This is a genomic window from Lacihabitans sp. CS3-21 (assembly GCF_024343675.1).
Taxonomy (GTDB): Bacteria; Bacteroidota; Bacteroidia; order Cytophagales; family Spirosomataceae; genus Leadbetterella.
The window spans coordinates 207,987-231,822 of sequence record NZ_RJUD01000004.1; the positions used below are offsets into that span (position 1 = coordinate 207,987).

25 protein-coding genes, 1 tRNA gene and 1 pseudogene are annotated in these 23,836 nt (G+C 35.7%); 14 read left to right on the forward strand and 13 right to left on the reverse strand.

The annotated features are described in order from the left end of the window. Positions 1–188: 188 nt before the first annotated feature. Genes EGI24_RS04555 through EGI24_RS04565 form a run of 3 tightly spaced genes read left to right on the forward strand, consistent with a single transcriptional unit; the run spans position 189 to position 1,896 of the window. Positions 189–545, forward strand: coding sequence for a hypothetical protein (locus EGI24_RS04555; protein ID WP_255047158.1), 357 nt, complete (start codon positions 189–191; stop codon positions 543–545). Between the two features lie 32 nt (positions 546–577). Further along, positions 578–1,180, forward strand: a complete 603-nt coding sequence (locus EGI24_RS04560; protein ID WP_255047159.1) for a phage holin family protein — start codon at positions 578–580, stop codon at positions 1,178–1,180. Continuing rightward, positions 1,177–1,896, forward strand: a complete 720-nt coding sequence (locus EGI24_RS04565; RefSeq protein ID WP_255047160.1) for an alpha/beta fold hydrolase — start codon at positions 1,177–1,179, stop codon at positions 1,894–1,896. The genes EGI24_RS04560 and EGI24_RS04565 overlap by 4 nt, the downstream gene beginning before the upstream one ends. Here the strand turns inward: EGI24_RS04565 and rodA are convergent. Both rodA and EGI24_RS04575 read right to left on the reverse strand, forming a co-directional pair. Further along, entirely contained in the window at positions 1,893–3,167 is a 1,275-nt protein-coding gene (rodA, locus tag EGI24_RS04570; RefSeq protein WP_255047161.1) for a rod shape-determining protein RodA, read from the reverse strand. The genes EGI24_RS04565 and rodA overlap by 4 nt on opposite strands. Then, positions 3,167–5,032 carry a penicillin-binding protein 2 gene (locus tag EGI24_RS04575; RefSeq protein ID WP_255047162.1) on the reverse strand — a complete coding sequence of 622 codons (1,866 nt, stop codon included), beginning with the start codon at positions 5,030–5,032 and terminating at the stop codon, positions 3,167–3,169. The genes rodA and EGI24_RS04575 overlap by 1 nt, the downstream gene beginning before the upstream one ends. Positions 5,033–5,279: 247 nt before the next feature. Between EGI24_RS04575 and tsaE the strand changes: the two genes are divergently transcribed. From tsaE to EGI24_RS04590, 3 genes are read left to right on the forward strand one after another with little or no spacing between them, the layout of a single operon-like run. Next, a complete protein-coding gene (tsaE, locus tag EGI24_RS04580) occupies positions 5,280–5,690 on the forward strand; it encodes a tRNA (adenosine(37)-N6)-threonylcarbamoyltransferase complex ATPase subunit type 1 TsaE (protein ID WP_255047164.1) in 411 nt (136 codons plus the stop codon). After that, positions 5,690–6,907, forward strand: coding sequence for an alanine dehydrogenase (locus EGI24_RS04585; RefSeq protein WP_255047165.1), 1,218 nt, complete (start codon positions 5,690–5,692; stop codon positions 6,905–6,907). The genes tsaE and EGI24_RS04585 overlap by 1 nt, the downstream gene beginning before the upstream one ends. A gap of 14 nt (positions 6,908–6,921) precedes the next feature. Continuing rightward, a complete protein-coding gene (locus EGI24_RS04590) occupies positions 6,922–7,326 on the forward strand; it encodes a hypothetical protein (RefSeq protein WP_255047166.1) in 405 nt (134 codons plus the stop codon). Here the strand turns inward: EGI24_RS04590 and EGI24_RS04595 are convergent. From EGI24_RS04595 to EGI24_RS04615, 5 genes are all read right to left on the reverse strand, one after another. Beyond that, positions 7,298–8,017, reverse strand: coding sequence for a lysoplasmalogenase family protein (locus tag EGI24_RS04595; RefSeq protein ID WP_255047167.1), 720 nt, complete (start codon positions 8,015–8,017; stop codon positions 7,298–7,300). The two genes, EGI24_RS04590 and EGI24_RS04595, sit on opposite strands and share 29 nt — an antisense overlap. Further along, a complete protein-coding gene (locus tag EGI24_RS04600; protein WP_255047168.1) occupies positions 8,010–8,600 on the reverse strand; it encodes a hypothetical protein in 591 nt (196 codons plus the stop codon). The genes EGI24_RS04595 and EGI24_RS04600 overlap by 8 nt, the downstream gene beginning before the upstream one ends. A 122-nt stretch (positions 8,601–8,722) precedes the next feature. Continuing rightward, positions 8,723–10,030, reverse strand: a complete 1,308-nt coding sequence (locus EGI24_RS04605) for a Gfo/Idh/MocA family protein (RefSeq protein ID WP_255047169.1) — start codon at positions 10,028–10,030, stop codon at positions 8,723–8,725. A gap of 103 nt (positions 10,031–10,133) precedes the next feature. Continuing rightward, positions 10,134–11,075, reverse strand: coding sequence for an SUMF1/EgtB/PvdO family nonheme iron enzyme (locus tag EGI24_RS04610; RefSeq protein ID WP_255047170.1), 942 nt, complete (start codon positions 11,073–11,075; stop codon positions 10,134–10,136). A gap of 75 nt (positions 11,076–11,150) precedes the next feature. Beyond that, positions 11,151–12,548, reverse strand: coding sequence for a PQQ-dependent sugar dehydrogenase (locus tag EGI24_RS04615; protein WP_255047171.1), 1,398 nt, complete (start codon positions 12,546–12,548; stop codon positions 11,151–11,153). Positions 12,549–12,622: 74 nt separating this feature from the next. Between EGI24_RS04615 and EGI24_RS04620 the strand changes: the two genes are divergently transcribed. Beyond that, on the forward strand, positions 12,623–13,495 hold the full coding sequence (locus EGI24_RS04620) for a serine hydrolase (RefSeq protein WP_255047172.1): 873 nt from the start codon (positions 12,623–12,625) through the stop codon (positions 13,493–13,495). On the opposite strand, the gene EGI24_RS04625 is transcribed toward EGI24_RS04620, so the two are convergent. Then, complete coding sequence (locus tag EGI24_RS04625; RefSeq protein ID WP_255047173.1) at positions 13,492–14,112, reverse strand: CoA pyrophosphatase; 621 nt, start codon at positions 14,110–14,112, stop codon at positions 13,492–13,494. The genes EGI24_RS04620 and EGI24_RS04625 overlap by 4 nt on opposite strands. Before the next feature lie 61 nt (positions 14,113–14,173). Then, positions 14,174–15,757, reverse strand: coding sequence for an NAD(P)/FAD-dependent oxidoreductase (locus EGI24_RS04630; protein WP_255047174.1), 1,584 nt, complete (start codon positions 15,755–15,757; stop codon positions 14,174–14,176). 54 nt (positions 15,758–15,811) lie between these two features. Here EGI24_RS04630 and EGI24_RS04635 point away from each other — a divergent pair, with 54 nt between their 5' ends. From EGI24_RS04635 to EGI24_RS04650, 4 genes are all read left to right on the forward strand, one after another. Next, positions 15,812–17,128: a 4Fe-4S dicluster domain-containing protein gene (locus EGI24_RS04635; protein WP_255047175.1), complete on the forward strand. Its 1,317-nt coding sequence runs from the start codon at positions 15,812–15,814 to the stop codon at positions 17,126–17,128. Next, positions 17,129–17,647, forward strand: a complete 519-nt coding sequence (locus tag EGI24_RS04640; protein ID WP_255047176.1) for an NADH-quinone oxidoreductase subunit J — start codon at positions 17,129–17,131, stop codon at positions 17,645–17,647. Next, positions 17,640–17,945 (forward strand): NADH-quinone oxidoreductase subunit NuoK, encoded by a 306-nt coding sequence (gene nuoK, locus EGI24_RS04645; protein WP_255047177.1) that lies wholly within the window; start codon positions 17,640–17,642, stop codon positions 17,943–17,945. The genes EGI24_RS04640 and nuoK overlap by 8 nt, the downstream gene beginning before the upstream one ends. A 52-nt stretch (positions 17,946–17,997) precedes the next feature. Then, positions 17,998–18,071 (forward strand) — tRNA-Arg (locus EGI24_RS04650). A 282-nt stretch (positions 18,072–18,353) separates the two neighbouring features. Here the strand turns inward: EGI24_RS04650 and msrA are convergent. Then, positions 18,354–18,986: a peptide-methionine (S)-S-oxide reductase MsrA gene (gene msrA / locus EGI24_RS04655; RefSeq protein ID WP_255047178.1), complete on the reverse strand. Its 633-nt coding sequence runs from the start codon at positions 18,984–18,986 to the stop codon at positions 18,354–18,356. Positions 18,987–19,310: 324 nt separating this feature from the next. Further along, the gene (locus EGI24_RS04660; RefSeq protein WP_255047179.1) at positions 19,311–20,192 is read right to left on the reverse strand and encodes a 1-aminocyclopropane-1-carboxylate deaminase/D-cysteine desulfhydrase; all 882 of its coding nucleotides are present in this window, start codon (positions 20,190–20,192) and stop codon (positions 19,311–19,313) included. A 22-nt stretch (positions 20,193–20,214) separates the two neighbouring features. Between EGI24_RS04660 and EGI24_RS04665 the strand changes: the two genes are divergently transcribed. After that, positions 20,215–21,258, forward strand: a complete 1,044-nt coding sequence (locus EGI24_RS04665) for an RluA family pseudouridine synthase (RefSeq protein WP_255047180.1) — start codon at positions 20,215–20,217, stop codon at positions 21,256–21,258. Then, on the forward strand, positions 21,255–21,701 hold the full coding sequence (locus tag EGI24_RS04670; protein WP_255047181.1) for a GNAT family N-acetyltransferase: 447 nt from the start codon (positions 21,255–21,257) through the stop codon (positions 21,699–21,701). The genes EGI24_RS04665 and EGI24_RS04670 overlap by 4 nt, the downstream gene beginning before the upstream one ends. Here EGI24_RS04670 and EGI24_RS04675 read toward each other — a convergent pair. Continuing rightward, the gene (locus tag EGI24_RS04675) at positions 21,698–22,513 is read right to left on the reverse strand and encodes a ZIP family metal transporter (RefSeq protein WP_255047182.1); all 816 of its coding nucleotides are present in this window, start codon (positions 22,511–22,513) and stop codon (positions 21,698–21,700) included. The genes EGI24_RS04670 and EGI24_RS04675 overlap by 4 nt on opposite strands. Before the next feature lie 125 nt (positions 22,514–22,638). Here EGI24_RS04675 and EGI24_RS04680 point away from each other — a divergent pair, with 125 nt between their 5' ends. Beyond that, on the forward strand, positions 22,639–22,860 hold the full coding sequence (locus tag EGI24_RS04680; RefSeq protein WP_255047183.1) for a DUF2905 domain-containing protein: 222 nt from the start codon (positions 22,639–22,641) through the stop codon (positions 22,858–22,860). On the opposite strand, the pseudogene EGI24_RS04685 reads toward EGI24_RS04680, so the two are convergent. After that, positions 22,841–23,836 (reverse strand): annotated as a pseudogene (locus EGI24_RS04685) (hypothetical protein); the annotation flags it as partial. The gene EGI24_RS04680 and the pseudogene EGI24_RS04685 overlap by 20 nt on opposite strands.

Below are 23,836 nucleotides of genomic sequence, written 5' to 3' on the forward strand. Positions count from 1 at the left end.
ATTTGGCTGGCTTTTCGCACATTACATTTATTAAAAAACCAAAATATTATTAAGAAAAACCAATTTGTAGTCTATTTTTCTAATTTGTTTGTAAATGCAAATACATGACCAAACAAAAAAATACAAATTAGATATTCCAGAATAAAGCATTATTTGTAATTTAGTTAAAAATATAGAATCCAAAACAAATGAAAAACTGCCCAGAATGCGGAAACATAATTTTAGGAAGAGTAGATAAAAAATTCTGCTCGGATATGTGTCGCAATAATTTCAACAATAAGCTCAAAGCTGTCGAAGTAAATTACGTTAGAAATATCAACAACGCTTTGAAAAAAAACCGACGGATTTTAGAGGAAATTTGTCCAGAAGAAAAAAGCAAAACTACCCGTAATACGCTCAATGACAAAGGTTTCGACTTCAATCATATCACGCACCTTAGAAAAACGCTCAAAGGAGCGGTTTACTATTTTGTTTACGACTATGGATACCTTGAGTTAGACAATGACTTTTTTTTGATTGTCAAAGACAATAGAAGCAAAGATTAAACGTAGTAAATTGCATCATTAAAAATATTTTTATGTTAAGACTCACTCTCGTATTTCTATTTTGTATTTCTCTCTTTTCATGCCAAAGGAAAAATATGGGCGGTTTTCAAAAATCAACCAGAGAAAATTTTTCTTCCAAAACCAATAATTCTAAGCTTCTATTTACTTCAGAAAATCCGATTTTCATAGAGGAAATTCAATCAGAACCTGAAGAATTGGAGGCTTCTATAGATAGCGAGTTGCGAATAGAAACCCTCTCATCCGAAAACAAAAAATATCGCAGAATAAATAAAGAGTTAGAAAACACTTCAAAAATTGAAGTTGCTCAAACAGAATTTGAAGATGCTCAGCTTGTTAAAACTCCTGAGAATAAAAAAGCCAATTTCGTTAAACGTAATCCTGTTTTTAATGATAGCTTGAAAATTGGTTTGGTGTTTCTAATAATTGCTGCCGCCTTAGCATTTGTACCTGCCCTGCTCCAGCTTGCTGTTTTATTTGCAGTGGTGGCTATGGTGTTTTTATTTATAGGCCTTAAAAAGCTATTTAATCGTAGGGCAAAAATCAAAAAAAAGAAGATACGAAAGGAGAATAATGAAATGAGGAAAGAGAAAGTAAAAGAAATGTTTAAGAAATGAAAAATATAGTTTTTTTGCACGGTTTCGGAGAAAATGCCTCCGTTTGGACGGATTTCATAAAATTACTAAATCCTGAAAATCAATATTTTACCCCTGATTTCTCTCCTAAAAAGGATTGTTTTTCTATACCAGAATACGCAGACTGGTTGAAAAACTATTTAGATAAAGAAAAAATTAGAAAAGCTGTAATCATTGGTCATTCCATGGGTGGCTATATTTCTGTAGAATTTTGCAATAGATATCCAGAAATGACCCTTGGACTCGGCTTATTCCACTCTTCAGTAGCAGCAGATAGTGAAGAAAAAAAAGAGAATCGAGACAAAACAATTCAATTTTTAATAAAACACGATACCAATCTTTTTATCAAGCACTTTTATCCAAACATGTTTACGGAGGAATTCAAGTCTAAAAACGGTGAATTTGTTCAAAACAATATTGAGAAATTTAGCAAAATACCTAACGAAGCATTGCTAGCCGCTACTTTGGCAATGAAAAGTAGAGTGAGTTATATTGGCGAGTTGGGTAAATTTGAATTTCCAATATTTCAAATTTTAGGAAAACAAGATACTTTTGTAAATTATAAAGACGCTTTGGAGCAAACTATACTTATGAAATCCCCAAATGTTTTGTTGCTTGACCATATCTGTCACGCTGGAATGTTAGAAAGCCCAGAAATTTGTGCTCAATTTATCGACAATTTTATAGCTTCTATTTAAACCTTGTAGCTTCTGTGGGCATCCAGCTTAAGAAAAATAAAGAGTAGTAAGGTAAAAGACATCAAAGACGAACCGCCATAACTAACAAAAGGAAGCGGTATACCTATAACTGGCATTAAGCCGACAGTCATACCGATATTTACCAAAATATGGAAGAAAATTATACTCGCCACCCCATATCCATAAATTCTTGCGAACTTGGATTTTTGCTTTTCTGCTAAACTCAGCAGTCGTGTTAGTAGTATAAAATATAAACCCAACAAAACAAAACTACCTACAAAACCCCACTCTTCGCCAACCGTACAAAATATAAAGTCAGTGGATTGTTCTGGCACAAAATCAAACTTGGTTTGTGTTCCTTTTAAATAGCCCTTACCCAACACTCCTCCGCTGCCTATGGCTAGTTTTGACTGTGTAACATTCCAAGCAGCACCTAATGGGTCAATGTCAGGATTTACCAACACCTTAATACGCTTTTGCTGATGAGGTGCTAATACATTGTTTATTATAAAATCTACAGTAAGTACAAACCCAGAAAACAATATAAAAAGTCCGAGTATTCTTTGAAAATTTTGTTTGTTACGCTCATAACGTTTTAGAAATAAATACCAAAACAACACACCAAATAAGGCTAAACCCAACACTACTGCCCAATTTGGAAAAACCAAAGCCAATATCAACAAAATAATAAAAGAAATAATCAAAGCTGGATAGACTCCTGGAAGACCTTCCCGATAAAATACAATCATCAGAGCTGCAAAAGTTAGTGCTGACCCTGTTTCTTTCTGTAAAATAATAATAATAGGTGGAATCAAAATAAACAAAGAAGCCCTAAAGGCATACTTCAATTTGGATACATTTACTCCCATCGTACTCAGATATTTGGCCAAGGCCATTACAGTAAAAGTCTTGGCAAACTCTGCCGGCTGAAGTGAGAATGATCCAAATTTTATCCAAGACTTCGAACCTTTAATGTCACTCCCAAGAAAAATTGTACCTATAAGAACGACAATCCAAATTCCATAAAAAATATATGCGAAGGTATCATAGACCTTGAAGTCGACGAACAAAATGACCAAAATAAGCATAAAGGCAACAAACATAAATAATATTTGTCTACCAGCATTATGCTCCAATGAAAAAATAGGCTTGGGATTATCTACGTTGTATACAGCCGCATAAATATTCATTAAACCTACTATTAAAAGAGCTACATAAATCCAAATGGTAGTCCAATCAATTCCTTGTTTTATATCTATATCTTTTGCCATCAGTTTGTAGTTTTAGCAGGTGTACTTGTAGTTGTTGTTCTCGATGCTGAGCCAGCTACAGTGGTCCATCTGGTACTGGCCACCTGCTCTTTATATGCCAGTCTTTCAACTTTCCCTTTCAAATATTGCTCTATCATCAATCCACAGATAGGTGCTGAAGCCGTTCCACCAAAACCGCCGTTTTCAACTACCACCGCAATAGCAATCTTTGGCTTATACTTTGGAGCAAAAGCTATAAAAATTGCATGGTCTTTTCCTCTCTTATTTTGTGAAGTTCCGGTCTTTCCACAAACTTCTATCCCTTCAACTTGAGCGGAACGCCCCGTACCATTAGATACCACGAGTCCCATTCCCTTAACTACTTCTTCAAAATGTCTTGGACTAATATCAGTTCGGTGGGTTTCTACTTTAATTCCCCTAATATTTTCTTTATTGACACCTGTTTTTTGAACCAAGTGTGGCGTTAGCCAATATCCCCTATTTGCCAAAGTCGCACACAAATTCCCAAGTTTCAACACATTCACCCCATACTCTCCCTCACCAATACTCAGTGAATAAATGTTGGAGAACTTCCACTGATTTTTTCCATAAACTTTATCATATCTTTTTACATCAGGCAATACACCTTTGGTTTCTGAAGGCAAATCAATCCCCAATTTTTTACCAAAACCGAATTTAGACACAATTTCTCCCCAAGTCTCTAAACCCACTCTGGCTTGTGCATAAGGACTAGTTTCACTGTTGTTGCCAATTATCTTTCTAAATACATTATAAAAATACGGATTACTAGATTTCTCAATGGCATTATACAGATTAGCCGCCTCATAAGGACCACTGTGGTAGGCAAACATAGTAGGAGCACCAATAAAAGAAGTTCTTGGGGTTATTACACCCATTTCAAGGCCAATTGCGGCTTGAACCAATTTAAAAGTAGATCCAGGCCTATAAAATGCAGAAATCGCTCTATTGTTTAAAGGTCTGTCTGGATTTCTACTTAAAACGGTATAATTCTTTGAAAATGCCTTACCTGACAACAAACTCGGGTCATAGGTTGGGTAGGATCCCATCGCTAGAATTTCACCTGTGGAAGGCTCAATAGCAACAACAGAACCTACTTTATTTTTGAACAAAGTATCAGCCAGTTGCTGAAGCTCTAAATCTATAGAGGTGTACAGATTTTGACCAATTACTGCCATGGTATCATATTTACCCTCGTTGTACTGGCCTTTTTCTTCTCCTTTTACATTCATCAGCGTAAACTTCACGCCTCTTATTCCTCGAAGTTCGTTTTCATAATATTTTTCTAAGCCTGATAAACCAATGTAATCTCCCTTTCTATAGTATTCCTCTTCTTGCTCTTCAAATTTCTTTTGAGGAATTTCTCCGATGTAACCCAAAGCATTGGCAAGCGTTTTTCCTGGGTATGTCCTGAAAAAGGATTGCTCAAAAGTAAAACCAGGATACTGAATCATGGCATCTACCACACTTGCATATTCTTCTTTGGTGAGTTGCCTTAGAAAAAGCGACGGACGATCTTTAGAATATTCTCTGGCGGCTGTTAAAGTACTATCTAGAAAACCTTTGGTAATATTGAAAAGATTGCAAAAAGAGGCGGTATCGAAAGGATAAACCTTTTTGGGTGTAACATAAACGTCATACACTTCCTCATTGGCTACAATTAGCTTGCCGTTTCGGTCATAAATTTGACCTCTGAGCGGAATGTTAATTTCTCGCCTAATAGAGTTTAGTGCTCCTAGCGATTGATACTTGGTGTCTAATATTTGCAAATAGAATAATCTAAGGATATAGATAACCCCAATGGTATAAAAGAATATTAAAATAACTGGTTTTCTACTTTCGAGCATGAATGTAATGAGGACAAAATCACAGCTCAAAGTTCCGAAAATTTTATATCATTTTGTCACTTTCTATTATAAAAAATATTTAAGGTCATTGCTTTAATCTAACAAAATCAATAAGAAATGATAATTTGCCCTAAAAAGCTGATTTTTAGAATATTTATTTAATTGAAATTATACAAAACTTTAAAAAAGTCGCAATTAATAAACTCTAGAATTTTTAAATATTAAATTTGCAAAAAAACAGTCTTAATTGAAATATTTAAATGTTGGGGTAGAGGGCCTCTCACAAGTTGCAGATGAAATAATTAAAATTGGAAATGAGCTTCCAGTTTGGACTTTCGTGGGGAATTTGGGAGCTGGAAAAACTACTTTGATAAAAATTCTAGCCAATAAACTCCACATTCAAGATTTAATAAGCAGCCCTACATTTTCTTATGTGAATGAATATGATGACAAAGTTTTTCATTTTGATTGTTACAGGTTGCGTTCTTTAGAGGAAGCCTTAGATTTTGGAATTGAAGAATACTTAGATTCTGGCAAAAAATGCTGGATAGAATGGCCACAAATTATTGAACCCATTCTTCCTACTCCGTATTTGGAAATAAATATTGAACACAACGAGAACATTTCAAGAAATATATATCTTAAAATTATAAAATAATGGCAACAGATACTTTAAAAGAACTTGCTCGGGCTTCGGCCATCAGTCCTAAAGAATCGCCCTTTGCTATTCAACAAAAACACAATAGCCTAAGCTTGGGACTTCCCAAGGAATCTTCAGAATTTGAAAAAAGAATAGCCTTGACACCTGATGCGGTAGCCCTACTGGTCAAAAACGGCATGTCAGTTTCAGTTGAAACTGGTGCTGGACTGAGTGCAAATTACTCAGACATGGACTATTCAAATGCCGGTGCTCATATTGTTTTTAGCCACAAAGAAATTTTTGAGAATGATATAATTCTAAAAATCGAACCTTTGAAAGAAGAAGAGTTTGAATTTATTAAACCAAACGCTACGCTTATTTCTACGCTCAATTTGCCAGTCTTGGATCAAGCCTATTTTAACAATTTAAATAAGAAAAAAATAACTGCCATTGCTTTTGAATTTATAGAAGATAAGGTTGGAGAATTCCCCATTATCCGAGCTATGAGTGAAATTGCTGGTAGTGCCGTTTTGTTAATTGGTACGGAATATTTGAGTAGTGTCAACAATGGTAAAGGGATTATTCTCGGTGGAATAACAGGTGTGCCGCCAACCAACGTGGTAATTCTCGGAGCGGGAACTGTCGGAGAATTTGCCGCAAGATCAGCCTTAGGATTGGGAGCCAATATCAAGGTTTTTGATAGGCAACTTTATAGACTTCAGCGGCTTCAATATGCAGTCGGAAGTAGAATTTTCACCTCAATTATTGATTCAGTAAACCTAAGTAATGCCATACAAGAAGCAGATGTGGTGATAGGTGCGTTGCGTAGCGAAATTGGAGTAGCTCCGATGGTGATTACTGAAGAAATGGTGGCTAAAATGAAACCAAACTCACTAATTATCGATGTGGCGATTGATCATGGAGGCTGCTGCGAAACCTCCCAGGTTACCAGCCATGGTAGTCCTGTGTTTAAAAAACACGATGTGATACATTATTGTGTACCTAATATCGCATCTCGCTTTGCTCACACAGCCAGTATTGCATTGAGCAATATTTTTACGCCTGTATTATTAAAAACAGAAGGATTGGGTGGTGTTAATGAAATGATTTTTCAGAATAAATGGTTTATGAAAGGAGTAGTTTGCTACAAAGGCAGTGTTACCAATTTACATTTAGCCAAAAGGTTTAATTTAAAATATAAAGACTTGGGCCTAATTCTATCGGCCAGATTCTAAAACTAACAGACGATATGATAAATCACAGCAATGAAAATGTATTAATGGATGATGCCAATTCTCCAGAAATCAATCAAAAGCTCATGGGAAAAGTCTCTTCTGACTTTATAAAAGTTTCTGAACACTTAAAAGAAGCATCTTATCAAATAATTAAGAGGAAGTTTTCAGAAAATCCAATTTTTATTTTAACCGAAAATCCAGTTGAAATCGGAGCTACATTGTTTCAGCAAGTTGATTTTAAGACTACTTATGAATACAGAGCCAGCTTTTTGGAAGAATTCATTTCAAGAAATATGATTGGTGAGGAATCAGTTGAGTTTTTCAAGGAAAACTACAAAGACCCTGAAGAATATTGTTGTCTATTTGTAATAGATCAAGCGTTTGCTGGCTTTATATATCTCCCGTTTCCCAATGATTAGCGGCATCTGCTAATATTTTTTTCCTGTTTAGAATAAACCCATATGCCAAGAGAAACTTTGAGGAAATATATAGCGTCCTAATAATAGGGTAGCCAAATTTAAAGTCTCCTAAAAACACATACCAAGAAGAAATAATATCAGAAACAGCCATTAGGCCAACCGCAATTATGATGTATTTTTTGCCCTCAAAACTGTTGTTTAGCATCAAGGAATACGCCCCCATAATGGCAAATTGGAAAACGTAAAATATCATCAAGACAAATATTGAATCAGGCACGATTTCCATTAAGAAAAATCCAAAAAATAAAAATGCCGTTAGAATATATGGCCAGCCTTTTTTCATTAAATCAAAGTTGGTCATATTCTTCTTTTGAAAATTGGGCTGTCTAAGAAGAATTATATACAACTGATGCTCAACCAAATACAGAAAAACCAATATTGAATTTAAAACCTCAGTTTTTTGGTAAACAAATCCTATCTCGCCCATAAAACCGAAAGCAAAAGCTATGAAGAAAATATTGTCTGTATAAAGAAGCTTTCCTTCTATTTGGATATAATAAAAATAAACCAACAAAGTACCAATGAAAAACTTAACTGCTATGTTTAGGTAGAAATTGCCAGTGTAATAGAAGGTTACCTCTAGTGCCAGTAATAAAAATACTAACAAAAATATCAAACTATTTTTATTCATATTTTGGTTTTAGATTTGTAGAAAAGCTTTCAAAGAGAAATATTTGTGAAAATACATAAAAACCAAAACTAATCCCATAAAACTGCTCAATACTATTCTGCGAAGAGAATAAAAAATAAAATAGTCCATATAAAAACAAGAGGGTCATTCCAAAAACTCCAAAGTAAAATGAGTAATTATTGATGGGCCTATACATGCTTAGAATGAACAAGATAACTACCAAAATGGCGTATAAAACCAGCAGGATGTAATTGAGAACCTTAGTTTCATCAAATACAAAATATCCGAAAATAAGGAAAACTAATCCTGCTGGTATAAAAATCTTTAGAACATCTATTTTTGACTCCTGGACTAAAATTGCCCCTTCTTTTCTAAAAACTATTAAAAACAAAAATTGGATAATTAAATGAAGTGAAATTTGAATTTTATCCTTAATCTGCAAGTCTTTAAAAAAACTGAGCTCTAACAAATCTGATATATATAAGGTCAATAAAGCAAAAATTATGTGTTTATCGACAGGCAACTTTTTTGATTTTCTATTAAATAAATAATACAGAGCAAGTAATGGAATGAAAAGTCCCAAAAATATATTGAAATAGAGTTCCAATTTCAAAAACTTGGTACATACACCCACTACGCCAAATATTATTAAAAATAAAAAAGCAATAGTTTTCATGAACACATCATATTGTTAAACTTAGGCTATTATATAATCTTATCTTTTCCAGGTACAGGTACTGGATAAAATCCCTTGCTGTCAGGAAGAGTTTTTGGCATAGCATTCCAATCAAACTTATCTGGCATGAGATTTATATTTGAGTTAATGGCATCCTCCCATTTCACTTTTTGGCCAGAATATGTGGCCATCCTTCCCAAAATACTCGTCATGGTGGCCATTGCTCCATTTTCGGCATCATTTATAGGTTTGTTATTTACTATACAATCAAACAAAACATCATGTTCTACTTGATAAGGATTTTTATCATCCGCATCTCTGTGTCTCCAAAGGCTATTTCCTGCTAAATCGGTTATTTTACCCTCAGTGGCACGGCCTTTGGTACCCACTAAATGCTCCGAAACGTTAGAAACTGTACCTGGCTGATGCCTACACTGACTATTCAAAATCATTCCATCGCCATATTGGAACTCCACATAATGATGATCAAAAATCTCGCCATATTCATTGCCTTTTCTAACTTCTCTTCCTCCCATTCCAATTGCCTCAGTGGGATGCCCCCCTTTAAACCAGTTTATAACATCAATGTTATGAATGTGTTGCTCACAAATATGATCACCGCATAACCATACAAAATAATACCAATTACGCATTTGATACTCCATTTCTGTCATCTGACTTTCACGCTTTACCACCCAAACACCATCATTGTTCCAATAACATCTCGCAGATACTATATCTCCAATCACTTTCTGATGGATGACTCTATCGTAAGTTTCCAAATATGACTTTTGGTAATGTCTCTGAAGACCCACAACTACCTTGAGGTTTTTTCTTTTAGATTCTTCTGCAGCTTTCAGCACTCTTCGGATTCCTGGTGCATCTGTAGCAACAGGTTTTTCCATAAAAATGTGTTTACCTTGGGCTACAGCTTCTTCAAAGTGAATGGGTCTAAAACCTGGAGGTGTCGTCAAAATCACCACATCTGCTAAAGCAATGGCCTTTTTGTATCCTTCAAAACCGACAAATTTATTTTCTTCGGCCACTTTTACTCTAGCCTTTACTTTTGGGTTTTTATCTGACATTAAAGAGGTGTAACATTTATCTACTCTGTCTTTAAATGCGTCAGCCATCGCTACTAAAGTTACATTTTCTTTGACAGAAAGTGCCTGAAATGCAGCTCCAGTACCTCTTCCCCCACAACCAATGAGTGCTACTTTTATTTCATCCCCAGCATTGGCGTAAAAGGCAGAAGACATTTGTGGAGAGGCCGCAATAATGGCTCCAGTGGCAAGTGAAGTACTTTTTAGGAATGATCTTCTATCTAAATTGTTCATTTTTCGTTTATTTTTTGGTTGAATATGTATAAGTTATTTTTATCGAAAATAGACATTAAAAATTGTAATTTCAAATTCTAAATTAAAAATACATTTAACGGCATCACTCATCCACCGGTGGAAGAGCAAAATAAGCATCAATTTCTTTCTGTGAAGGCACAATCACTGGTCTTACAATTCGAAAACCCAAAAATGGAGCATCTGTGAGCCACCATTTTGAACGTGGTATTTGAGGGTCACGTTGTTTCAAACGAGGTGTAGAAGGCCTTCTGGCTGCACTTCGCAAAAGATCAGCATCGTCATCCCAATGCCCTCCCTTTATGGTATGCGGATACAATTCAAACATTTGATTACTAGGATCTTTTGCTGAAATTTTAGAATAGTAATTTTCTTCATAAAAGTCTGAAGTCCATTCGGCTACATTTCCGTACATATCATGCAGCCCCCAAGCGTTTGGTTTTTTTCCTCCCACTATCTTGTAGGCTCCGTTTGAATTATCGAAATACCATGCATACTCACCAATTTCTTTCGGATTATCTCCAAAATAGTAAGGCGTATTGGTTCCAGCCCTAGCCGCGTATTCCCACTCTGCTTCAGTTGGTAATCTGTAGAAAATACCTGTTGTTTGATATAGCCATTTGCAATAAGCTCTTGCTGCAAACTGTGTTACATTACAAACAGGAAACCCTCCATTTTTTCCTTGGCCAAAGCTCATTTCAACATAAGGTTTAGTTGGCCTGGCTATGGCATCCACTTTTAAGTTTTTTTCTGTTTCAAGTTCTTTGTTTTGAAAAATTAAGTACGTATCCCAAGTGGTTTCGTACTTTGACATCCAAAACGGACTTATTTCCACTTCCTTTTGAGGACCTTCATCTGGTTTTCTGGCAGCTTCAGTTGCTGGACTTCCTATCATAAACTTCCCTCCTTTTATCGCTACCATTTCTATTTTTTCATTAGAATTTGGGATGTTCTGGGTATATGATGTGAAGTCTTCTGCGAAAAAAAAACTTAGAAATACCGCCGCAAATATTGGGATTTTCAACATATAAAAATCTTAAAATTAATTACTTAACAAAAAAAAATCTTCTTTCTTTAAAAAAATACTAAAGGACATTTAGAATTATTTACTCAATGGTATCAACCTAAACACCATACCCGGATTTTCAACACCAATATAAATGAAACCGTCTTGACCCATTTTCACACTTCTCATCCTTCCTATATTGAGTAGTTCCTTGTAGTTTTCTAGCACTTTATTTTCTTTCAAAACTACCCGCTCTAAATAATTAAACCTCAAAGAGCCTATGATCAAATTTCCTTTCCAAGATGGGTATTTATCACCAGTCACAAACGCCATTCCTGAAGGAGCGATAGATGGCAAATAATAATGAATTGGCTGCTCCATACCCTCTTTTTTAGAAAGATTGGTTATGGGTTTGCCATCATAATTGATACCATAACTGATAGTTGGCCAGCCATAATTTACTCCTTTTTTAACAATATTAATTTCATCACCACCTCTTGGACCATGTTCATGCTCCCAGATTTCTTTGGTAATAGGATGCTGCGTTAATCCTTGGGGATTTCTATTTCCATACGTATAAAGTGTTTGACTATTAGGTGCTTTCCCAAAGAAGGGATTGTCCTCGGGTATTCTTCCATCATCAAAAATTCTGTGGATTTTCCCAAGATCATTTTCTGTACCTTGTGCGTATTCAAAATGCTTTCCTCTTTCGCCAACACTTAAATACAAATATCCTTTGTCATCAAAAACAATCCTCGACCCATAATGATGCGTGGTTTTCGTGTAAGGATTTGCCTCAAATATTTCTTTGGATTCAATAAATTCATCCCCCACAATTTTTCCTCTTACCAAGGCGGTGGTGGTCCAGGTTGCTCCTGCATCTTCTTTATATTTTGAATAACTTAGATAGACCCAGCCATTCGAAGCATACTGTGGGTGAATTTCTACGTCCAACAACCCACCTTGTCCTTTTGAAAGAGCTTTTGGGGTATTCTTTATCTCCGTTTTTTGTTTATTTTGGTCTATTTTATATAGTTTACCAGCTCTATCGGTTACTAAAAGTTGGCCGTCTGGTAGTTGGGTAATACCCCACGGACTATCAAAACCCGTCGCCACTGTATCTAATTTCAAATTCATAGAGCCAGATTTAAAAATATTGGTTTTGGGTTTTGAAGAAAACTTATATTGGTCAACATTTGCCAAACTTTTAACAATTTGATTGGCCAAATTGTCTATTTGCTTTGAAGACAACGTATTTTTCCAAGAAGGCATACCAGCATCTACCGCACCATTGGTGATTGTTTTTACAATATCCACCTTGGTGGTTCCATACTTCCATTTTCTATCTACAAACGCCTCAATTTTTTCTCCATGGCAACTGGAGCAATATTGGGTAAAAATAGCATCTGTTTTTGCATCAATTATTTTTTTGGATTTTGCAAAAGAATACGTTGCAATAGATACTAAAATTAAAATTGGGATAATTTTTTTCATAAATGTATTTTGTTCAATTGCGAAACTAAATAATTTTGACGTAATTAAAATTTTTTATTATCTATTTTTAAAAAATGAAAAAATCAGCCCTCATCACTTTCGGATGCTTCCTATTTACATGTATGAATATTTCGGGACAAAAAAATATTAGATTAAAAGATCAAATCATTGAATTAATGTCTAAAACCGAAGGGGATTTTGGACTTGCTTTCAAAAATCTTGATAATAGCGATACTATTTTTATTAATGCCCACGAATATTTCCATGCCGCTAGCACCATGAAAACACCCGTAATGTTGGAAATTTTCAATCAGGAAAAACAAGGGAAATTCAAAATTTCGGATTCCATAATTGTCCAGAATGAATTTGAAAGTATTGTAGATAAAAGCAGATATTCTTTAAGCATAAATGACGATAGTGACGATATCCTTTATCGAAAAATCGGGCAAAAAATGACCATTCATGACCTTACTTTTGAAATGATGACAAAAAGCAGTAACCTTGCCACCAATATCCTTATAGATAAAGTGGGTGCTAAAAATGTCATGAAACTCCTTAGCAGTTTGAATATCAAAGAAAATATAGTTTTGAGAGGTGTAGAGGACCAAAAAGCCTTTGAAGCTGGGTTAAATAACAAAACCACTCCTTTTGGTCTTATGCAAATATTTGAACACATTGCTTTGACGCAACCGAGCAATTCTTTGATGATGGAGATATTATTTGAGCAGAAGTTCAATGAAATAATACCAGCACATTTACCTAAAACCGTAAAAGTAGCCCACAAAACAGGATCGATTACAGGAGTGCAGCATGACTCTGGAATCGTATTTTTACCTGACGGGCGTAAATATGTATTAATACTGCTATCTAAAAACCTTAAAAATGCCGATGATGGTGTAAAAACTTTGGCTGTAATATCAAAACTGATTTATGATCATTTAAATTAAGAAATCACAATCTCCACGACTTCGTTAATTATTAGGGCTGTAGCCCCCCAAATCCACTGATCTTGAATATCAAAACCTGGCACACTTAAATTTCTTTTGCCAACTGTTATGTTTCGTATTCCTTTATTTTCAAGTTTTAAAAAATCCGAAAACTCCACTTCAAATATTTTCTCAACCTCTTTTTTATCAGGAAAAAAATCAGGCTTATAATCTAAATAACCTACAATGGGTTTTACAATAAAATTGCTCACAGGTATAAAAACATCAGTCAATTCGCCTAAAATGTTCACATCCATGGCTTTCACTCCTATTTCTTCTTGAGCTTCTCTCAATGCGGTTCTAACCAAATTTTCGTCAGAATATTCCATTTTCCCACCAGGAAGAGCCATTTGTCCTCCATGGGTGCCATCATAAGCAGGTCTAAGAATTAAAGGAAGATAAACATCTCCATCTGAAGGATAAAAAGCCACCAAAACAGCACTTTGACGAGTAGTGTCATTGGGTTTAATATCGGACATAAGCCTTTCCTCGTGCATGAATTTCCGCTGAAAATCCACACCTGGCAGAGGTCCTTTTAATTTACTTGAAAGTGAGTTGATGAATGGTTCAAAATACACGTTGGATTCCTGTTTGATATACTAAAGATAAAGTTAAAAAACGAGAATTAAAATAATTCTTCTACAAATACTTGTTTGCAAATGCTTCCACACAACGTTCTCCATCCATGGCGGCCGACACTATTCCACCAGCGTAACCGGCACCTTCACCACAAGGAAAAAGCCTTTCTACTTCAAGGTGTTCCAATGTTTCTTTGTCTCTTGGAATCCTAACTGGCGAGGATGTTCTGCTTTCTATACCAATCATTTGACCTTCGTCATAGTTTCGCATTTTCTGACTAAATTGTTTAAAACCCTCCTTTAATGGCTCTGAAATGGATTTTGGCAAAACATCATTAAAATCCATGGCCAAAAGTCCAGGCTGATAAGAGGTCTCATTTAACTGGTATGATTTCCTACTTTTATAAAAATCTTTGATTTTTTGGGCTGGCATAGTTTGAACAAATTCTTTATGAATACCAATAGCCTCTTTTACTTTTTTGTAGGCATTTTGTTCCACTGATTTTTGATATTCCAGAGCTGCCAAAGGTCCGAAAGACTCAAATTCCTTCCAATCATGTTCATTAACAGCTACAACGACACCAGAATTAGCAAATACTGAATCTCTTCTTGAGGGCGACATACCATTTACCACAAGTTCGTGCTGTTCGGTAGATGATGGAACAATAAATCCACCAGGACACATGCAAAAGCTAAAAACCCCCCTTTGGATTTGATTGTAGTAAGTCTGTGCAACCAACGAATAAGATGCCGCAGGCAACAAACCACGGTTGTCAGCATGATATTGGCACTGATCCACAAACATTTGCGTATGTTCTACTCGAACCCCCATGGCAAATGGTTTTGCCTGAATAAGCACTTTTCTATCATTTAATAATTGAAATACATCTCTTGCTGAATGTCCTGTGGCCAAAATCACACCATCGGCCAATATCTCTTCTTTATTATTTATTACAACGCCAAAAATCTTGCTGTTTTTTAGTAAAAAATCTGTCATTCGCGTTTCGAAATGAATTTCGCCGCCTCCATCCAAAATGGTCTTACGAATGTTAGCCACCACCACGGGGAGCTTATTGGTACCAATATGTGGATGTGCATCCACCAAAATCTGTTCAGTGGCATCGTGATTGACCAAAATCTCCAGAATTCTCCTAACGTCTCCTCGTTTTTTTGATCGTGTGTACAGTTTGCCATCCGAATAGGTTCCTGCACCTCCTTCGCCAAAGCAATAGTTTGAGTCAGAATTGACAATATGCTCTTTATTGATAGCTGCAATATCTCGTCTTCTGGCTCTTACGTCTTTCCCTCTTTCTAATACGATAGGTTTTATACCGAGTTCAATACACCTCAGGGCAGCAAATAGACCTGCTGGCCCTGATCCAACGATTATTAAAGTCTTGGTAAATTGTTTTTTGAGGTAGTCATATTTCCCAAAATCAGTATTTTGAAAAGGAAAATCTAGCGAAATTTCTAGTTCAAGATTGATTTTAACATCTCTCTTTCGGGCATCAATAGACTGCTTTAACTTCCTGAAATAAAAGCTCTTGCCAGCCGAAACATTTAACTTATCTCTAAGAAATTGTTCTAAAAGCTGTTCATCCAATGCAATATTTGGTGGTAAAACGAACGTATGTATTTTTTCCATCGGAAAGGTTTTTATCCTTTAATTTTATCTCAAAACTACTAAAATTGTTTTAAAATGAAGCTATATTTGCACATGGCCTACTTTCAAAACATAAAAAGAGGAATAAAAACCACCACCAAGGGCTTGAGTCTGACCCTGAAGCATTTGTGGGCAGCCCGAAAAACCAAAGGTGCCTTGAATGTACAGGACGAAAATTATTTCAAAATTTCGGAAGGATTTGTCACTCTTCAGTACCCGCACGAGAGCATTTCTGTGCCAGAAATTGGCAGATATCAGTTAGATTGTGAGATAGATGACTGTATAGTATGTGACAAATGTGCCAAAATCTGCCCTGTAGATTGCATTGAAATTGAAGCTATAAAGTCACCTGAATTGATAAGAACAACTTCAGATGGTTCGCCAGTTAGGCTTCATGCAGCTAAGTTTGATATTGATTTGGCCAAGTGTTGCTTTTGTGGCCTTTGTACCACGGTTTGCCCAACAGAGTGCCTCACTATGAACAGCGAATACGACTACAGTGTGCTGGATGTCAGCCTATTGAACTTGGCCTTTTCAAATTTATCAGAAAAAGAAGCAGAAGAAAAAAGAACCCTTTATGACCAATTTGTAGCAGAAAAAGAGGCAGCTAAATTGGCAAAAACTGAGGTGGCTGCTCCAAAATCAGATACCGTTTCGGCTTTTAAACCAAAGATACCGAGTGCTTTTCAGCCTAAACCACCAACGTTTATTGATGAAATTAAAACAGAGGTTGAAGCTGTAAAAAAGCCAACTCAGTCAGAAATAATACGAGAAAACTTAGAAGAAATACCGGCCGAAAGGCCAAAACCAATATTTAGTCCTAAGAAGCCGATTATTTCTGCTCCTGAACATAAAGAAGTAGTTGAAAATAAATCAGAAGAATTAAAGCCGAAGTTTGTTCCGAAGAAGCCGACAAATGCTACGGAAACCCCATTTGAAAATATAACACCAACAGAAAGGCCTAAATTCCTGCCTAAAAAGCCAGTTGAAATAACAAAAGAAAATTCTGAGGCACAGACAAATCTGAAATTTATACCAAAAAAACCATCAGCGATAGTATCAGAGGAGATCGTTAGTTTAAATTCAAATATAGATTTAAAACCTAAATTTGTTCCTAAAAAACCGGCTGAAGTTGTTTCAGATGTTAAACCAACAGGATTCACGCCTAAACTTAAGCCAGATATTGATATAAATGAGAACAATACAAACCCAAAACCAGCTGGATTTGTACCAAAACTCAAACCTACAATAACTGATAGTACAGCAATTGAACCTAATCAAAAAGTTGATTCCGGAGTAGAAACAATAAAAGAACCGGCAAAATTTGTACCTAAACTTAAACCCAAATCATAAATGGAAATAGTTCTTAGGGAATTACAAAATGGAAATGTGGCATTTGGCATTTTTTGTCTGGTTGCAGTCATTGGGGCATTGTATGTTTTGTTTTCTAAAAACGTCTTATATGCGTCCTATGGCCTTCTAGTAAGTTTTTTGGGCGTAGCAGGCATATTTGTTTTTGCAGGTGGTGAATTTGTATCTGCTGCCCAAATCATGATTTACATAGGCGGTATATTGATATTGCTAATTTTTGGTATCATGCTAAGCTCCAACAAAAAAATGGGAAAAGGTAGGCTAAATATTGAAAACAAGGATATGGTTTTTAGTCTTACCATTGCGGTCAGTTTGTCTTTGCTACTTTCATTTTTAGTTCTTGAATCAAAGTATAACATTAGTAGCTTTAAACCTCAGCAGCACATCAAAAACCTTGGATATAATTTAATGACAGACTCGGTTTTGATATTAGAGATTATTGGGGTGCTATTGCTTATGGCCTTAATAGGTGCCACTTATATTGCTAAAAAAGATGAATAGTTTAACACCTTACCTTATTGTTTCCGCCATATTGTTTGCCATAGGCTTTGCGATAATAGTTACCAAAAAAAATCTAATTTTGATGCTTATGGGCGTTGAACTGATGTTAAATGCCGTAAACATTAATTTTGTGGCCTTTAGTAAATTTGATAAAATACCAGAACAAGGACAAATTTTTGCATTATTTATTATGTTAGTTGCAGCTTCGGAAGTAGCTGTGGGCTTGGCAATTATCCTCAAAATAAAGAAATATTATGAAAATATTAACCCAGAAAAACTTACAGAACTTAAAAATTAACTGACATTTTTTTTGGAATAAATAAGAAAACCACTACTTTTGCAGTCCAAATGGCTGTGTAGCTCAACTGAATAGAGCGTCTCACTACGGATGAGAAGGTTTGGGGTTTGAATCCCTACACGGTCACAAAGCGAATCGAAAGGTTCGCTTTTTTTGTTTTGAAGCGTCTCACTACGGATGAGAAGGTTGGGCAAGGGTCGCTTCCGACTTTGAATAACAAACGGTCACTAAGCGAATCGAAAGGTTCGCTTTTTTTGTTTTGAAGCATCTCACTACGGATAAGAAGGTTGGGCAGGGGTCGCTTCCGACTTTGAATAACAAACCACTACAAAGCGAATCGAAAGGTTTACTTTGTAGTTTTAGAAAGACTTACCTAAACAGGTAAGTCAATTATTAAAGATACTCAAATCACTTCAACAAATCCGGAAACTTCTTTTTAAACCTTTGGAAACGGGGTACAGATACGCCAACAACATAGGATTGACTCGGATTATTTTTGACATAATCTTGGTGATAATCTTCTGCGTCATAAAACTTTTCCAATTTCGTAATTTCTGTAACTATCGGCTTTTTATAAATACCAGACTTTGCAAGGTCTGCTTTTGCAGCCTCAGCAATTGCTTTTTCTTCTAGGTTGGAGTAAAATATAATTGAGCGATATTGGGGACCAAAATCAGGAGCTTGGCCGATTGTGGTGGGGTCTTGTGATCCGTAAAATACTTTTACCAATGTTTTAAAATCTATCACTTTTGCATCATAATATACCTCAACCGCCTCTGCGTGTCCTGTTCTGCCACTCCCTACCTCTTCATAAGTGGGATTCAACGATTTCCCTCCTGCATAACCGCTCACTACTTCTTTTACACCTTTTACCGACTCAAACACTTCCTCTACACACCAAAAACACCCACTCGCAAAGTAGGCTTTAGACAGGCCAGATAAATTTACTTGAGCTTTTTTAGTTTTCTTTTGTGCTTGCGAACAAGACGACAATAGTATAAGGGCCGAAAACAAAAACACCGACAGAGATTTTAATTTCATGATATCGTTTTTAAGAAATGAATTACCAATACAACAAAGTAAAAACCAATCTGATTCAGAAAAGTTTTGAATATCAAACATATACGTTGATTTTATCCTTTTGGATTTGCTGTTTACTGTTTTTTATCAAAAATTAGCATATGCCGCATTGATTTTGAGAAGAAATTATTCTTCAAAGATGTAAAAATAAGGAACTCCAAAAAAAGAAATACCTTAAATATGAAAATCGAATATCGCTTAGTGCAACTTCGTAAAATCCATTGTAGGTCATTATGAAATAGTTTACAAAGAAAGTAATTACCCAAGAAACCAAGCCTCTAACCATTAAAGTTCAGGAAGACGCCCTTGCAAACCACCAGTGTGCAGAAGGATAATACGCGTTCCTTTTTTAAAATGCCCTTCTTTTATCTTTTGATATACACCAAAAAACATTTTACCAGTATAAACTTGATCTAAATAAAAACCGTGTTTGAGCTCAAATCCTCTTATAAATCTCAATAATTCGTCATTATATTTTGCATACCCACCAAAATGAAATTTTGTTTCTAGTTCTGCATTATCAGGAAAGGTTTTCTCCAAAAAGACAGAAACTTCATTTATCAAAAAATCACTATTCTTTAATACAGAAAATCCTAATACCCTCCCTTTGTAATCGGAATTATTCAACAATCCAGCCATGGTTCCACCAGTACCTACTGCAGTACATATGTATTCGGGATGAGGTTGCTCATCTAAAAGTTCAGCCACCCCTTTGAGTGCCAAATGATTTGAACCGCCCTCTGGAATTACGAAATATTCATTCGAAAACTTACTGCAGAGTATTTCCTTATTTCGATAAGCTTCCCTACTCACAAACTCAAACCGCATCCCTTTTTGAAATGCCATTTTGAGCGTTGGACTACTTTCTTCGTTGAGCTCATCCCCCCTTACGATACCCAAAGTTTCAAAGCCAAAAAGAAAACCAGCCTCGGCGACGGCCGCAATGTGATTGGAATAAGCACCTCCAAACGTCAAAATTTTCTTAAATCCCAAGTTTTTTGCTTCAATCAAATTATATTTTAATTTCCTGAATTTATTTCCAGAAACTTGCTCATGCGTAAGATCGTCACGTTTTACGAATACTTTTATGTCGTTTTCAAGAAATAAATCGTCGAAAATCTCAAATACTGGCGTTGGAATATTTATTAAGCTTTCGAATTCAAGCATATTTTACGAAATTTGCACCCATATGAATACATTAGAAAAAAATATAGACGCTTTTGACGACGAAGAGGACGAAATCATCGAAACCATTGTCATCAATGTTGACCCAGGTCAAACGTTCATGCGTCTTGACAAATACCTCTCGCATCACCTAAAAAGTATTTCGAGAAACCGAATTCAGAATGCCATCGAGACAGATTCTGTAAAAGTCAACGAAAACAATGTTAAGCCGAGCTATAAAGTAAAGCCACTGGACAAAATTACACTTTCATTGGCAAAAGCAAGCGGTATCCCTAGTGAAGTTTTACCTGAGGACATTCCGCTCAATATTGTATATGAAGATGACGACTTGATGATAGTGAACAAATCGCCAGAAATGGTGGTGCATCCTGGCCACGGAAACCACACGGGTACGCTTGTGAACGCCTTGGTGCATCATTTTGCCAACTTACCAACTGGAACAGACGGCAAGGTGCGTCCTGGCTTAGTTCACAGAATAGATAAAGGAACTTCTGGCCTTTTGGTAATTGCCAAAACAGAATATGCTATGCAGTTTTTGGCCAAACAATTTGCAGATCATACTACCGAACGGACCTATAATGCTCTCATTTGGGGTGAGCCAAAAGAGCCAAAAGGAACTATAAACGCTCACATAGGCCGTGGTTTTAAAGACAGAAGAATTTCGGATGTTTTTCCGGAAGGTGATTATGGTAAAGAGGCCATCACACACTATGAAGTTATAAAAAACATGCGTTACGTTTCTTTAATAAAATGTAAGCTAGAAACTGGAAGGACACACCAGATAAGGGCACACATGAAGTATATAGGACATACGCTGTTCAATGATGCAACGTACGGAGGAGATAAAGTTTTGAGAGGAGATTTATTTTCAAAGTATAAACAATTTGTAGAAAACTGTTTTGAAATTATACCGAGACAAGCTCTACATGCCAAATCATTGGGATTCATACATCCAACTACCAAAGAATGGATGCAGTTTGACTCTGAACTTCCAGAGGATTTTACAAAAGTTTTAGAAAAATGGGATCATTACTTGCAATTTAAATGATAAATATTAGAAAAGCTGAAGCCAAAGATGTGCCAGCAATGATGGCTTTGGTAAGAGAACTTGCCCTTTACGAAAAAGCTCCAAAGGAAGTTACAAACACTGAGGAAAGAATGCTAGAAGAAGGTTTCGGCCCAAAAAAAGCATTTGAATGCATATTAGTTGAGTTTGATGGAGAAATAGTAGGCATGTCACTTTACTATTTCAGATATTCTACTTGGAAAGGTCGCCGTTTGTACCTTGAAGACCTTATTGTGACTGAATCGCACAGAGGTAGCGGACTTGGCAAGGTGTTATTTGATAAAACCATAGAAATCGCCAAAGAGGAAAACTGCTCCGGTATGATGTGGCAAGTATTAGACTGGAACATCCCAGCCATCAATTTCTATGATAAATACAGCACCAGATATGATGAAGGTTGGCTCAATTGCCACCTTGATTTTTAGCCCAAAGAAACATCCAAAAACATCATGATAGCGAAACCAACCATTACTCCTATGCTCGAGTAGTCGGTTTCGTTGCCATTATGTGATTCTGGAATCAATTCTTCTACCACAACAAAAATCATAGCACCAGCTGCAAAAGCCAATGCATATGGTAAAATGGGTGTAGCATAAAGAACCAATAATGCTCCCAAAACTCCAGCAACAGGCTCTACCATTCCACTTAATTGTCCATATTTAAAAGCTTTCCATCTTGAAAATCCTTCTCTTCGTAATGGAACAGAAACAGCAGCACCTTCTGGGAAATTCTGAATGCCGATACCTATGGTTAAAGCAATGGCACTTGTCAAAACACCAATTGAAGGGTCTTGAGCTAAAACGCCAAAGGCTACACCAATGGCCAATCCTTCAGGAATATTGTGCAAGGTAATGGCTAAAACAAGTAAAACGCTCCTGTGCCAAGAAGTCTTAATACCTTCTGCATTCTCTGTTTTTTCTCCAAGATGTAAATGAGGCAATATCTTATCCAAAACAAAAAGAAATGCTCCACCAGCGAGGAAACCGACTACTGCCGGTATCCAGCCTATTCCACCTTTTTCTTCAGTCATTTCGATGCTTGGGGCCAATAAAGACCAAAAACTGGCAGCAATCATTACCCCAGCAGCAAAGCCCAGCATCAGGTTAAAAAATTTTCGGTTTATATTTTTAAAGAAAAACACCAAAGAAGCACCAAGTGCAGTAACTCCCCATGTAAAGAGTGTTCCAAAAAGGGCTAATAATACGGGATTTATTTTTAATAGTTCTTCGTAATTCATTGTTAGATTAATCTAATTTATTTGTTATACACACAAAATTAAACTTTTTATTTTAAATTATCTTATAAAAAATACAATTTTGTAAAGATTTAAATCAAAGGACCTAACGAAATAAAATACAGGCCATGACAAATGGAAAATATATAATAGTAGCTGGACTAATTATCGTATTGATTGGTACAATAATTTATTTCTTCGGAGACAAACTTTCTTGGATTGGGAGACTTCCAGGTGATATTAGAATAGAAAAAGAGAATTTCAAATTGTACTTCCCAATAACCACGCTGCTCATTATAAGCATTTTATTAAATGTGATTATCTGGCTTATTAAAAAGTTTTCGAATTGAGCTCTGGATTTTCGTAGGTAAGTTTGGTCAAATAAAAAAACTCTCTGCTACCTATTGAATTCGCAGCCCTAGTAGTTTTATACCCAAAAGCCAAGAATGTTTGTTTGTACCAGGAAAACAAATCGACCGTTACATCAGAAACAAATTCCTTGTTTTTACTACCGATATTGAGCGGCACAAAATCAACTGGCGGTTTGTCTTTGGAAATTAATTTCAAGAAAATAGTTTCATCTTTTGGAAATGCCACCAAAATACCTTCTTTAGCATTGCTAACTTGCACTTTATTGTTCAAAACCTCGCTTTCAAGATTTTTTAAATCAACGCTATAATCCCATGATTTTTTTCCATCAAAATCAAATGTACAAAACAAGCTTTGAGTAAATTTATAATTGTTAAAATCCCGCACAGTTCTGTAGTTTTCACCCAAATGCAATAGTGAATTTCTAGAATAATTTATCGCATTTTTGTACTCTGGATAATATACCTCGCCTACCAATAGTACTTGATTATCAAAAACATAAGGTTGTTGTAGATTTAGCCTATGCCTTATTTTAGGATCACGCCCTTTGAGTTTTTTAGACAATAAACGGCCCTCTATTTTCTCTTGTCTTTTCGGAGAAAGGTAAGTGTAAAAATTCTGCAATTCAGAAAATTTGAAAAATTGAATATCTTCTGTTCTGTTTAGAGGAGTTACATAAAAACCTGAAGAAAAATCCGAGCAATTGTCAGCAAAATTTCCTGCCAAGAAATAGGTATTCTTGGCTATTTTTAGAATTTTCGAGTTCAAAAGAACATGCTTTTTATCGCCTATATCCTTCATATACAACATCTTACCTTCAACATCAAATACTGAGAGTTTAAACTGGCATTTCTTTTCGTCTTTTAGCATTAGGTAAATTTGCTTCTCACTTTCATTAACTTCTAAAGACAAAACCTTGAGAAAGTTCGTATGTATCTGTGGCAAAACCTTGGATGT

Coding starts and splice junctions, on each gene's coding strand:
- nuoK (WP_255047177.1), top strand. CDS start 17,640: ATGAATAGTTTAACACCTTACCTTATTGTTTCCGCCATATTGTTTGCC.
- EGI24_RS04680 (WP_255047183.1), top strand. CDS start 22,639: ATGACAAATGGAAAATATATAATAGTAGCTGGACTAATTATCGTATTG.
- EGI24_RS04620 (WP_255047172.1), top strand. CDS start 12,623: ATGAAAAAATCAGCCCTCATCACTTTCGGATGCTTCCTATTTACATGT.
- EGI24_RS04615 (WP_255047171.1), bottom strand. CDS start 12,548: ATGAAAAAAATTATCCCAATTTTAATTTTAGTATCTATTGCAACGTAT.
- EGI24_RS04610 (WP_255047170.1), bottom strand. CDS start 11,075: ATGTTGAAAATCCCAATATTTGCGGCGGTATTTCTAAGTTTTTTTTTC.
- EGI24_RS04585 (WP_255047165.1), top strand. CDS start 5,690: ATGGCAACAGATACTTTAAAAGAACTTGCTCGGGCTTCGGCCATCAGT.
- EGI24_RS04590 (WP_255047166.1), top strand. CDS start 6,922: ATGATAAATCACAGCAATGAAAATGTATTAATGGATGATGCCAATTCT.
- msrA (WP_255047178.1), bottom strand. CDS start 18,986: ATGAAATTAAAATCTCTGTCGGTGTTTTTGTTTTCGGCCCTTATACTA.
- EGI24_RS04640 (WP_255047176.1), top strand. CDS start 17,129: ATGGAAATAGTTCTTAGGGAATTACAAAATGGAAATGTGGCATTTGGC.
- EGI24_RS04560 (WP_255047159.1), top strand. CDS start 578: ATGTTAAGACTCACTCTCGTATTTCTATTTTGTATTTCTCTCTTTTCA.
- EGI24_RS04670 (WP_255047181.1), top strand. CDS start 21,255: ATGATAAATATTAGAAAAGCTGAAGCCAAAGATGTGCCAGCAATGATG.
- EGI24_RS04575 (WP_255047162.1), bottom strand. CDS start 5,032: ATGCTCGAAAGTAGAAAACCAGTTATTTTAATATTCTTTTATACCATT.
- EGI24_RS04660 (WP_255047179.1), bottom strand. CDS start 20,192: ATGCTTGAATTCGAAAGCTTAATAAATATTCCAACGCCAGTATTTGAG.
- EGI24_RS04665 (WP_255047180.1), top strand. CDS start 20,215: ATGAATACATTAGAAAAAAATATAGACGCTTTTGACGACGAAGAGGAC.
- rodA (WP_255047161.1), bottom strand. CDS start 3,167: ATGGCAAAAGATATAGATATAAAACAAGGAATTGATTGGACTACCATT.
- EGI24_RS04675 (WP_255047182.1), bottom strand. CDS start 22,513: ATGAATTACGAAGAACTATTAAAAATAAATCCCGTATTATTAGCCCTT.
- EGI24_RS04555 (WP_255047158.1), top strand. CDS start 189: ATGAAAAACTGCCCAGAATGCGGAAACATAATTTTAGGAAGAGTAGAT.
- EGI24_RS04565 (WP_255047160.1), top strand. CDS start 1,177: ATGAAAAATATAGTTTTTTTGCACGGTTTCGGAGAAAATGCCTCCGTT.
- EGI24_RS04635 (WP_255047175.1), top strand. CDS start 15,812: ATGAAGCTATATTTGCACATGGCCTACTTTCAAAACATAAAAAGAGGA.
- EGI24_RS04605 (WP_255047169.1), bottom strand. CDS start 10,030: ATGAACAATTTAGATAGAAGATCATTCCTAAAAAGTACTTCACTTGCC.
- EGI24_RS04595 (WP_255047167.1), bottom strand. CDS start 8,017: ATGAATAAAAATAGTTTGATATTTTTGTTAGTATTTTTATTACTGGCA.
- EGI24_RS04630 (WP_255047174.1), bottom strand. CDS start 15,757: ATGGAAAAAATACATACGTTCGTTTTACCACCAAATATTGCATTGGAT.